The sequence below is a fragment of the Flavobacterium bizetiae genome (genome assembly GCF_902804475.1).
GTDB lineage: Bacteria > Bacteroidota > Bacteroidia > Flavobacteriales > Flavobacteriaceae > Flavobacterium > Flavobacterium bizetiae.
The window spans coordinates 1-10,751 of record NZ_CADCSU010000098.1 but is presented as its reverse complement, the minus strand read 5'-3'; the positions used below and the strand labels follow the sequence as shown (position 1 = coordinate 10,751).

The window sequence follows — 10,751 nt, the reverse complement described above, 5'->3', positions numbered from 1 at the left end:
GAGAAAATAGAAGTGTTGTACAGTAAAAACCGCAGAAAAACCAAATTGAAATTTAAAAAAGTATTGCGTTTTATTTCAGAAAAAATAATTCATCGATAGTACTTTTGATATAAAATGGGGATTTTAATTCAAAAGAAAACCCGGCAACTTTAGTGTTGTCGGGTTTTTAAATTTATGGTCTATTCTCTATCTTCTTTATTCTATATTCTTTTATCTATGTTCTTTTCTCTCTACTCTTTATTCTTTTCTTTCTTAAACTGAAGTAAACCTTTATAAATCAATTGTCTTACTTCGTCACGAAGCGCTTTTCTGTTTTCACTTGTTAATCCGCTCGTTTCTACAAAAGGCAGAATTCTAACTCTCATTTTTCCAGGACTTCCGCTTAAAAAAGTATACGAAAATCGTTCTTTATTATCAGCAAAAACAATAGGCACAATCGGGATCTGATGTTCTATTGCCAGACGAAATGCACCATCTTTAAATTCGTCAAGTAAGATGCTTTCATCATCCGGAACTCCGCCTTCGGGGAAAATACAAATACTAAGTCCCTGATTAAGTCTGTCTTGTGCTCTCTTGAAAACTTCATTTTTACTTTTAGAAGAATTTCTATCCACCAGAATACAAGTACGTTTATAGAAAAATCCAAACAACGGAATTTTAGAAAGTTCCTTTTTCCCAACAAATACAAAAGGATTTCGAACTATAGCCAGCATCAGCATAATATCGGTCATCGAAGTATGATTGGCCACGATCATATAGCTTTTGTTTTTAATAAGCTTCTGCTCGCGCTTGACCGTATAATAAAAACCCATGCCGAAAAGGATAAATTTAGCCCAAATGCGGGCCATTTTAAAGAAATATGGGTATCCGCTTTCTGATATAATAGAAATAAGCAAAAACGGCAGCATAATCAATATTGGAATTCCCATTAAGATGTAAAACCAAATACGCCACAAAACCCAAAAAACAATTTTAATTCCTTTCATAGTTTCAAATGTAATAAAACAGAAATGAATTCTACAAAAAGAATTTGTATTGCTATTTTTTTCTACCACAAAGTTCCTTTGTATTTGAAAATTTTATTGAATGCTATTTTACCACAGAGAAACACAGAGTTTTTCACAGAGAATACCAACTTATTTCTCGCAAAGTCGCAAAGTCGCAAAGTTTATTTTCTTTGCGACTTTGCGACTTTGCGCGATTAAAATAAAACAGCGTGGTAAAGTTTATGTACTTTGCTCTAAAAAAACGAACTTTGCATTTAGTAATAAGAAAAAACTAGAATGGCAAAAATACTTACTGGTGTTCAGAGTACTGGAACGCCACACTTAGGCAATTTATTGGGAGCAATCATTCCTGCTATCGAATTATCGAACAATCCTGCAAACGAATCTTATTTGTTTATTGCTGATTTACATTCGATTACACAAATTAAAGATGGTAAAACATTAAGAGAAAATACATACAGTACCGCTGCGGCCTGGCTTGCTTGCGGACTAAATCCTGATAAAGTTACTTTTTACAGACAATCTGATGTGACTCAAACTACTGAATTAACCTGGTATTTAAGCTGCTTTTTTCCGTTTCAACGTTTGACATTGGCACATTCTTTCAAAGATAAAGCCGATCGTTTAGACGATGTTAATGCCGGACTTTTTACTTATCCAATGTTAATGGCAGCAGATATTTTGCTGTATGATGCTGAATTTGTGCCAGTTGGAAAAGACCAATTACAACATTTAGAAATTACTCGTGATGTTGCTTCTCGCTTCAATCACCAAATGGGAGAAACTTTTGTAATTCCTGAAGCTAAAATTCAGGAGGACAGCAAATTGATTCCAGGAACAAATGGTGGAAAAATGAGTAAATCGGCCAATAATATTATCAATATTTTTCTTGACGATAAAACATTGCGCAAGCAGGTTATGAGTATCGAAACAGATAGTACTCCACTTGAAGCTCCTAAAAATCCGGATACTTGTAATGCTTTTGCAATCTATTCTTTATTAGGAACCGAAGAACAAATCGCCGAAATGAGAGCCAATTATCTTGGTGGAAATTATGGCTATGGTCACGCCAAACAAGCTTTGTTTGAATTGATTACAGAAAAATTTAAAACCGAAAGAGAAAAATATACTTACTACATTAACAACCTTGACGAAGTTGATGCTTTATTGAAAAAAGGAGCTTCAAAAGCTTCTGTTATTGCAGATGGTGTTCTCGCAAAAGTTCGCGAAATACTAGGATTTAGTAAATAAAATTAAAAGCCCGTCAGATATTAAAAACCTGTCGGGCTTTTTTATAAAATAATTATCTAATATAAATCCATACAAATAGTGCGAAAACTATTTACCAGATACATGTTTTTTCTCCTAATATCACTTTTTTTATTAGGATACTTATTAGCTTACTTATTTGGAGATGAGAAGTTTTATAGCATGAATAAAACGGTTGGCTGGGCTTTTACTGTTTCAAATGAAATTTTACTAAATGTATTTTTAGCTATCTCTCAGATACTTTTTATTTTTGGTTATTTAATAATATTTCTACTTAAACGTAAGACAAATTATTACATTTCCCTAGCACATTTTGAGCTAATTATCCTGACATTTTATTCAATAAATTTCGACAATTTCAATGTTTCTTTGATTCTTGGCACAATGTCAATTATCTTGTTTTTGATAAATATTTTCAAATCTCAGAAATAAAAACTTAATTCTCATATCGCCTCAAACAATTTCCCCGGAAGCGGTCTTATCACTCCTTTAAGCTCCATATTCAACAGCAAACCTGAGATTTTATAAATAGGAAACTCACATTGCAATGCTATTATATCAAGCAATTCTTTTCCATTTTTCAGCAAGAAATCATATATCTTTTGTTCATCAGATTCCAGTTCAACAAATAGCTGTTTCTGCACTGGTTTCGCTTTATTATCAATATTCCAATTCAAAATATAAATTAAATCAGCAGCGCTCGTTAAAACGTTTGCTTTTTGCGTTTTGATAAGATCATTACATCCCTGACTATATTTGTCTGTAATGCGCCCGGGAACGGCAAAAACATCGCGATTGTAATCGTTTGCCAGGTTAGCCGTAATAAGTGAACCGCCTCTATCAGCAGATTCGATCACAATCGTAGCTTCGGTCATACCAGCAACGATGCGATTTCTTCGCACAAAATTTTCTTTATCAGGGTTTGCAGTACTCCAAAATTCAGTGATAAAACCTCCATTTTCTTCCATTGCCGCCACATATTTCTTGTGTGTTTTGGGATAAATCTGGTTTAATCCATGAGCCAAAACTCCAATAGTTTGCAAATTATAATCCATGGCCAATTGATGTGCCACAATATCAACTCCGTAAGCAAAACCACTCACAATTACAGGATCAAGCGGAGCCAAATCTTCAATTAATTTCTTGCAAAACTCCGTTCCGTATGAAGTAATCTGGCGGGTTCCAACTATACTGATTATTTTTTTATTTTTTAAATTGATATTACCCCCAGAAAAAATCAAAACAGGAGAATCTATGCAATGTTTTAAACGATCCGGATAATCTTCTTCCTGAAAAAAAGATGCTTTTATGTGGTTGGAATGAATAAATTCCAGCTCACGACTAGCTCTTTCAAAAACCGATTTATCTTTAAAATTTTTCAATAAAACAGAACCAACACCATCAATAGCCGCTATTTGATTAGTTTTAGCTTTAAAAACTGCCTCAGCATTTCCAAAATGTGTAAGTAATTTTTTAGCCATAATATCACCCACTCCATCGACTTTTAATAAGGCTAACAAATAAAATAAATCCTGATCTGACATTTACTAAAATATTATGTAAAATAGAATATAAAATTCTAAACAATTTAATAGTGCAAATATGATTAAAATAAAGTAATTTCTTAATAAAACAACAAAATTAGATTTTTTTCTATTTTTAAAAACTAGTCCCATAATGTTTAAATTACTGAATATTAATTATCTATAAAAATATCAGAATTGTTAATAAAAATTGTGAATAAAATTTTGATAACTATATTCGTTGCATAACTTTGTTACTATGAAAATCGAAACTTACATAGCACAGTTATTGTATCGTTATCAGTGTGTAACGGTTCCAGGGTTTGGAGCATTTTTAACCGAAATTCACTCGGCTCAGCTTAATGAAAGCACAAATTCGTTTTTTCCACCCAAAAAAATGATCTCTTTTAATAGCCATTTGAAAAACAATGACGGATTATTAGCAAATCATATCGCGAACGGAGAAAAAACATCTTACGGTTTTGCCGTAAGTGCCATTGCTTTTGAAGTTCAGAGCTGGAAAAATACCTTAGAAGAAAATGGCACAATAAGCCTTAAAAATATTGGTGAAATTCGTTTAAATGCAGAGAAAAATATCATTTTTACTCCTAATGATCAAACCAATTTCCTGGCAAGTTCTTTCGGATTAAGTCCGTTTGTTTCTCCGCTTGTAAAAAAGGAAAACTTCGAGAAAAAAATCAAGGAAATCGAAGAAAGAGAACCAATTGCTTTATATGAAAATGATGAAGAAGGAAGATCTTCGAATTCGTTTTTAAAATATGCTGCAATTTTTGTTTTAGGTCTTGGAATCACAGGAAGTATTGGATATCCTTTGTACCAAAATCAAATTGCAAACAAAACGCTTGTTGTAGAAAGTGCTGTTCAGAAAAAAGTTCAAAACAAAATACAGGAAGCTACATTTTTCATTCAGAGTCCATTGCCGGCTGTAACTCTTTCTGTTGATTCTGCAAAAGTAGAAGTTACCGAAGAAAAAGCAATGTCATATCATATTATGGCAGGTGCATATAGAAGCGAACAAAATGCAAGAAAAGCGTATAACCAATTGATTAAAGACGGTTTTAAAGCCAGAATGTTAGGCGAAAACAAACACGGTTTATTCCCGGTTTTATACGGAAGTTATGCTACAATGTCTGAAGCTGAAAAAGCACAAAAAGAAATACAAAAAGGCGAAAATCCAGATGCCTGGATCTTAGTCGAAACTCTATAATAATAAAAATCCTATTCAAACCGAATAGGATTTTTTTTGTCTTATTTTGTCTTTAAAAAAACCTTATTTAGCTCAACTTCAGGAGCTGTAATCCTATTTTTGTTCTACTATTTTAAAGAACAAAATACAATGAAAAACACGCTAAAATTACTTCTTGCATTTTTATTTATTCTAAGCTCTAATTCATTTTTTGCTCAAAAGATAATCACAACTGAAAAGTCTCAGGAAATTGCACAGAAAAAATTAGATCTGGAAGCCCAAAAATCAACAGAAGAGTATCGTAAAAAGCTAGACAATGATCAATCGCAATTAAAAAAAGAACAAAGGAAATTAGAAAGGCATCAAAAAGACCTTAAAAACGCACAGAAAGATCTTGAATCTACCAACAAAAAGATTGATAAGTTAGAATACAACAAACAAAAACTGGAATCGAAAATAAACTCAAGCTCGTTTTCTGAAGAAGATTTGCAAAAACAACAAATTAAACTGAAAGAGCACGATCTTGATATTCAAAAACTTAAATTAAAAAAAATAGAACAGCAGAAAAAACTCGACAGAGTAAAAGTTGAATATTAAAACAAAAATCCTACTCGTAATGAGTAGGATTTTTTTGTTTAACGTGAAACAATTTTAGCATCCTGGGAAAGTATAACTTTAGTGCCCTGATAAATTTTTAATCTCGCCGGAGGCGAATTTTTTTCGCCCAAAACGATGATCGCACACTCATAAATTAAGTTGCCTTTTTTAAATTCATATTGATGATTTCCACCTATTCCTTCTACAACTAATTCGCCACCATTGATCACTAAATCAGGTTTTTGAGTCATTTCTTTTTTGATCGACCATGAGGCAAAACGGTAATTATTGTTTCCCAGATTATCAATCCTGATTTTAAATTCAGCGGTTTCGAGAATACAAATTGGCGTTTGAAAAAATGCTATGCTAGGATCAAGCATTTTCTTTTGCGACGCGATTAGTTTGTTTTTAAGTTCTATTTCGGCTTTCGATTGATAATTTATTGCTGTTAAACGTCCTTCGGTATCCAGCCAAATGTTGCCGTGAATTAACATAATTCCGCGCAAACCCATATCTGTCCAGCCTTTTGCAGGCGTCGATTTTACTATTTCGTTTTTCAATGTAGCATCAAAAATTTCAGAATATCGCTTTATAAAATCTGCTTTATTTGCAATATCAGGTATCGGATATTCGCGTTCCAGCGGATAAACCACCGCATCAGCAATGGCTTCTTTCTTGTCATTTTTTACATTTTCAATGAACTTTTTAACAAGTTTCTGATAATTAATATTCGAATCCTGAGCAGAAATAAAACTGCTGCAAAAAAATAATAGCACTAAAAATATGTTGCTTCTTTTCATCTTAAATATTTTTAATTAATTACTAATCCGGCATTTACAATCAAATATAAATAATTTATACTAGCTGTAACTAACATTGAAATCGGGTTACAAAACAAAAAATCCCATTCTTTCGAATAGGATTTTGTTTAACGTGGAACAATTTTAGCTTCCTGATTAAGTATTTCTTTTCCGTTTTGATAAATGGTTAAAGTAGCTGGTGCTGAATCTTTTGTACCCAAAACTGTAATATAACACTGGTATAGAAAATTCCCTTTTTTAAAATCGTAATGATGATTACCTCCTGTTCCGTCGTGAAACCATTTTCCGTTGGTAATGATTAAATCCGGTTTTTCGCTCATTGATTGTTTTATCGACCACGACGCATATCTGAAATTATCATTTCCCAGGTCATCAATTCTAACTCTGAATTTAGAGGTTTCCAAAATAACTTCCGGAGCTTCAAACTTTGCAATTGATGGGTGAAGTTTGCTTTTTTCAGCAACTATTAATTTGGTTTTAAGATCTTTCTCAGCTTTAGTTTGATAACTTATAGAAAATACTTTTCCGTCAGTATCCATCCACAAAGTTCCCTGATTTAGCATTATGCCACGCCAGCCCATTTCTGACCAGTCTTTTGCCGCATTCGATTTTGAAATTTCAGCTTTCAATTTAGCATCAAAAATTTCATCATATCTTTTTACAAACTCTGTTTTATTCTTGATAGACGGAATTGGATTGTCTCTTTTTAAAGGAAATTTAATAGCCTCGGCTACAGCCTCTTTCCTATCATTTTTTACATTATCAATAAATTTTTTGACAAACTTTTGATATTCTGGTTTCAAGTCCTGCCCTGACATACTTTGAATCGCAATGCCTATGAATAGGATGTATAGCAACTTTTTCATAATTTCTATTTTACATAATGTTTTTATAGTAAATTTCGAAATTTCATTCGAATCTTCAAAATCAAATTCCAAAATCAAATTCCAAAATCTGAAATCTGAAACTCTAAGTTACAAAATCTGAAATCAATTTATACTGGCTTTAAACATTTTAAGTTCATCCCAGGTAAATTCATCACCATATTTTTCTTTTAGCGGACTTAGAGATTCTTCCTGATAAAACTCAAAAGCTTCACGCAAGGCCAGGATTTTATCATATGGTAGAACATCTGAAATCTCGACTTTTTTAGCCTGAATTAGTTTGACCAAATGCGTTTCTATTGTTTGAACGGTCAGTTTTCTCATTCGTGCAATATCTTCAATCGAATTTTTCTCCAACCACAAATCGTGAGTTTCTTCGATGGTTGTTTTCTTTTCTGCCTTTGGTGTGCTTTTATCTAATTTGCGTGCCGTATAACGAACTGGGTGTTCTTCAGATTTAAAAATATCAGTGTTCGACATATTAAATTCCTCGCGGATCTTTGCAACCTTGTCTAATTTGTAGTTTTTAATCGCTGTAGACGATAATTTCTCTTTACAGATGGTTTCGCCTGCAACGACAATTTCTATTAGCAATTTAGCCTTCATTAAACGCAAAACAGCTTTCGTTTGCAAATCATCCAAAAAAGCGAGCTCTTCGTAGAATTCTTTTACTTTTTTAAATTTCTGAATTTCGGCCATTTTATTCAAAAGATCCGTCACCAGTTTGTCCATCGATTTAAAAAAATAATCATAAGCTGCCACTACCCTTTCCTGTACAAAAAAGAGATCGACAGTTTCTTTATTGAAAATTTTATTAAGCTGATTAACGAATTTTTGTGCAGGATCTGCCAGCGAATCTATTATTTCTAAACGTTTATGTGCCCAAGCCGAATGTTTCGATTTTTCTGAAGCGACTGCATTTTCGTTATAACTAAAACGGTGATTGCGCCATTCCTGAGCCAAATCGGCCCAATTAAAACTGCTAATCAAATAGTTATGAATAAAATTTTTCGTTTCAAAATGCAAAGAATGTTTTAAAACTTCTTCTGTTGCTTTGTTCAAAGCATAGTCCATCACATCCTGATCGTTTGAAATACCATTCATTTGCAGCGGAGACAGCAAAATAAGCCCATTTAAGGACGTTAAACGCGATAATGCTACATATGCCTGTCCTGGCAAAAAAACTTGCGATACATCGAGCGCAGCTTTCTCAAAAGTTAAACCCTGGCTTTTGTGCACTGTAATTGCCCACGCCAGTTTAAGCGGATAATGCGCAAATGTGCCCAAAACTTCTTCTTCGACTTCTTTCGTGAGATCGTTTACTTTGTATCGGATATTTTTCCATTCGTATTTTTCAACTTCAATGGTTTTATCTTCTTCAGCAAAATGTATGAATATTTCTTCGGCCGAAAGTGATTTTACAACGCCCATTTTTCCGTTGAAATAACGCTTTTCAAAAGACAAATCATTTTTTACAAACATAACCTGAGCGCCTACTTTGAGTTTCAGATTTTCCTCAACCGGAAAAATTTTCTCCGGAAAATCACCCACAATAAAGGGCTGATAAGCGAATTCGTTTCCGGCTAAATCGCCAATTGCCTGTTCGTTAATCGAATCGGCTTTGGCATTATGCGTGGTAAGTGTAATATATCCGGGATTATTTTTTAAATCAAAATCAGGTTTCACATATTCGTTTAAAACCTGAATATCCTGAGGCGTAATCTGATTGTTTCGAAGATTGTTTAAAACCGAAATAAAGGTATCATCAGACTGACGATAAATCTTTGATAATTCGATATATAAAGGTGAATATTGCTGAATTACATGCGAATGAAAAAAGAATTTTCCTTTGTAATAATTACGCAAAGTTCGCCATTCTTCATCTCTGATTACAGGCGGAAGCTGCAATAAATCTCCAATAAAAAGCACCTGAACTCCACCAAAAGGGCGCGAATTTTTACGTACCGTTTGCATCATAAAATCGATAGCATCCAGCAAATCAGCACGAAGCATACTGACTTCATCAATAATCAAAAGCTCCATATTTCTGATTACGTTACGCTTCACATTATTCATTTTAAAGTGTCGGCGCAAGGTTTCTTTATTCTCAAATTTTACGGTTTCAGTAAACTGAGAAGCCTCTTCGTATGACGGAATAAAGGCTGAAAATGGCAACTGAAACATCGAGTGAATGGTAACTCCACCAGCATTTAGCGCTGCGATTCCCGTGGGAGCAACCACTACAGTATTTTTATGCGTAGTAGCAATGATTTCGCGTAAAAGCGTGGTTTTTCCTGTTCCTGCTTTACCAGTCAGGAAGATCGATTTTTGCGTTTGATTGATGAATTGTAAGGTGTAAGCAGCTGCTTCTGTAACGTTTTGCATTGGGCTTGTATTGAAAAACTAAAAGTATCGCATTTTTATAAAAGAAAAAACCTAAATCTTGACAGATTTAGGTTTTTAAATTTAGTTAGTTAGTTTGGTATTATTTTTTAGCAGCTTCTCCTTCTTTTACTGCCGGTTTTTCTTCTGATTTTGGGCTTGATTTATACTTATCATTCAGAGCTTTAATGATATCTTTTGTAATATCATATTTCTCTTCAGCGTATAAAATTGAAGCTGCATCACCAGTACCGTAGATATAAGAATAACCGTTTTTCTTACCGTAATCTTTGATGAATTTTTTAACTCCACTTACTAGAGAATCCATTTCAACACCACTTTCTTGTTGTAATTGTTGAGACAAAGCTTGTTGAGCATAACCCAATTGTTGTTCTCTTTTTTGCAACTCAGCACCTCTTTGTTGAGCCCAAGCCTGACCGTTTGCTTGTGCCTGGCTTTGAAAATTAGCAGCGTCTTGTTTAAAACGTGTAATCTCGGCTTGTAGTTGTCTTCCTTTTTCTTCAGCTTGCCCTTTGTATTTTGCTTCAAGGTCTTTTGCTTCAGTGTACTCTTTCATTAAAATCGAAGTATCTACGTAAGCTGTTTTTACTTCCTTTACTTCTGCAGTTTTATTACATGAAACGGCGAAAATTGAAAGTGCGATAATTACTAATGCTTTTTTCATTTTTTGAATTTCTATTTTTTTAATGTATTGAAGACAAAAATATAAAAAAATAAATAGCATCAACATAAAGTTTAAAAAATGCTAGAATTTTATCATATTGTTTTTATTTATCGAAAGAAATATGTCAATAATTCAACGCTATCAAAAACGACTTTCATAGCTTTTATTAGAAGCACTTTCTCAAAAAGACATAATTACTCCTCACTTGAGCTAAAAAATCATCAGAAACACGCTTGTTTTACGTTTTAGTCCTTTTTTAAAGCCTAAAAGAATCTTGTATGCCTATTTTTTCAAATTGATGCTTTTAAAAATTTATAACACCAGAAAAATGTCGAAAAAATCATTTTGTCTTTTGAAATTTTAAAAACAAAAAATT

General features: G+C 33.1%; 9 protein-coding genes. 3 read left to right on the top strand and 6 right to left on the bottom strand.

The genetic code is table 11. The features are described 5' to 3' along the window. Nucleotides 1-230 precede the first annotated feature (230 nt). The gene (locus tag FLACOL7796_RS13000) at nucleotides 231-986 is read right to left on the bottom strand and encodes a lysophospholipid acyltransferase family protein (RefSeq protein ID WP_173971203.1); all 756 of its coding nucleotides are present in this window, start codon (nucleotides 984-986) and stop codon (nucleotides 231-233) included. 297 nt (nucleotides 987-1,283) lie between these two features. On the opposite strand from FLACOL7796_RS13000, the gene trpS reads away from it, so the two are divergent. Further along, the gene (gene trpS / locus FLACOL7796_RS12995) at nucleotides 1,284-2,258 is read left to right on the top strand and encodes a tryptophan--tRNA ligase (RefSeq protein ID WP_173971202.1); all 975 of its coding nucleotides are present in this window, start codon (nucleotides 1,284-1,286) and stop codon (nucleotides 2,256-2,258) included. A 461-nt stretch (nucleotides 2,259-2,719) separates the two neighbouring features. Here the strand turns inward: trpS and dprA are convergent, their stop codons facing one another. Beyond that, nucleotides 2,720-3,820 carry a DNA-processing protein DprA gene (gene dprA, locus FLACOL7796_RS12990; protein WP_173971201.1) on the bottom strand — a complete coding sequence of 367 codons (1,101 nt, stop codon included), beginning with the start codon at nucleotides 3,818-3,820 and terminating at the stop codon, nucleotides 2,720-2,722. 238 nt (nucleotides 3,821-4,058) lie between these two features. Between dprA and FLACOL7796_RS12985 the strand changes: the two genes are divergently transcribed. Continuing rightward, nucleotides 4,059-5,027, top strand: a complete 969-nt coding sequence (locus tag FLACOL7796_RS12985) for an HU domain-containing protein (RefSeq protein ID WP_173971200.1) — start codon at nucleotides 4,059-4,061, stop codon at nucleotides 5,025-5,027. Nucleotides 5,028-5,156: 129 nt separating this feature from the next. Then, complete coding sequence (locus tag FLACOL7796_RS12980; protein WP_173971199.1) at nucleotides 5,157-5,603, top strand: hypothetical protein; 447 nt, start codon at nucleotides 5,157-5,159, stop codon at nucleotides 5,601-5,603. 38 nt (nucleotides 5,604-5,641) lie between these two features. Here the strand turns inward: FLACOL7796_RS12980 and FLACOL7796_RS12975 are convergent, their stop codons facing one another. The 4 genes from FLACOL7796_RS12975 to FLACOL7796_RS12960 all read right to left on the bottom strand — a co-directional run bounded on the left by FLACOL7796_RS12975 (nucleotide 5,642) and on the right by FLACOL7796_RS12960 (nucleotide 10,375). Continuing rightward, nucleotides 5,642-6,403, bottom strand: a complete 762-nt coding sequence (locus FLACOL7796_RS12975; protein WP_173971198.1) for a hypothetical protein — start codon at nucleotides 6,401-6,403, stop codon at nucleotides 5,642-5,644. A gap of 128 nt (nucleotides 6,404-6,531) precedes the next feature. Beyond that, on the bottom strand, nucleotides 6,532-7,290 hold the full coding sequence (locus FLACOL7796_RS12970) for a hypothetical protein (protein WP_232067371.1): 759 nt from the start codon (nucleotides 7,288-7,290) through the stop codon (nucleotides 6,532-6,534). Nucleotides 7,291-7,413: 123 nt separating this feature from the next. Continuing rightward, nucleotides 7,414-9,693 (bottom strand): helix-turn-helix domain-containing protein, encoded by a 2,280-nt coding sequence (locus tag FLACOL7796_RS12965; RefSeq protein WP_173971197.1) that lies wholly within the window; start codon nucleotides 9,691-9,693, stop codon nucleotides 7,414-7,416. 100 nt (nucleotides 9,694-9,793) lie between these two features. After that, entirely contained in the window at nucleotides 9,794-10,375 is a 582-nt protein-coding gene (locus FLACOL7796_RS12960; protein ID WP_173971196.1) for an OmpH family outer membrane protein, read from the bottom strand. Between the last annotated feature and the right edge of the window lie 376 nt (nucleotides 10,376-10,751).

Bases quoted from the DNA above. Each gene is read 5' to 3' on its own strand.
- FLACOL7796_RS12965 (WP_173971197.1), bottom strand. From the start codon at position 9,693: ATGCAAAACGTTACAGAAGCAGCTGCTTACACCTTACAATTCATCAAT.
- FLACOL7796_RS12960 (WP_173971196.1), bottom strand. From the start codon at position 10,375: ATGAAAAAAGCATTAGTAATTATCGCACTTTCAATTTTCGCCGTTTCA.
- FLACOL7796_RS13000 (WP_173971203.1), bottom strand. From the start codon at position 986: ATGAAAGGAATTAAAATTGTTTTTTGGGTTTTGTGGCGTATTTGGTTT.
- FLACOL7796_RS12980 (WP_173971199.1), top strand. From the start codon at position 5,157: ATGAAAAACACGCTAAAATTACTTCTTGCATTTTTATTTATTCTAAGC.
- FLACOL7796_RS12970 (WP_232067371.1), bottom strand. From the start codon at position 7,290: ATGAAAAAGTTGCTATACATCCTATTCATAGGCATTGCGATTCAAAGT.
- FLACOL7796_RS12985 (WP_173971200.1), top strand. From the start codon at position 4,059: ATGAAAATCGAAACTTACATAGCACAGTTATTGTATCGTTATCAGTGT.
- dprA (WP_173971201.1), bottom strand. From the start codon at position 3,820: ATGTCAGATCAGGATTTATTTTATTTGTTAGCCTTATTAAAAGTCGAT.
- trpS (WP_173971202.1), top strand. From the start codon at position 1,284: ATGGCAAAAATACTTACTGGTGTTCAGAGTACTGGAACGCCACACTTA.
- FLACOL7796_RS12975 (WP_173971198.1), bottom strand. From the start codon at position 6,403: ATGAAAAGAAGCAACATATTTTTAGTGCTATTATTTTTTTGCAGCAGT.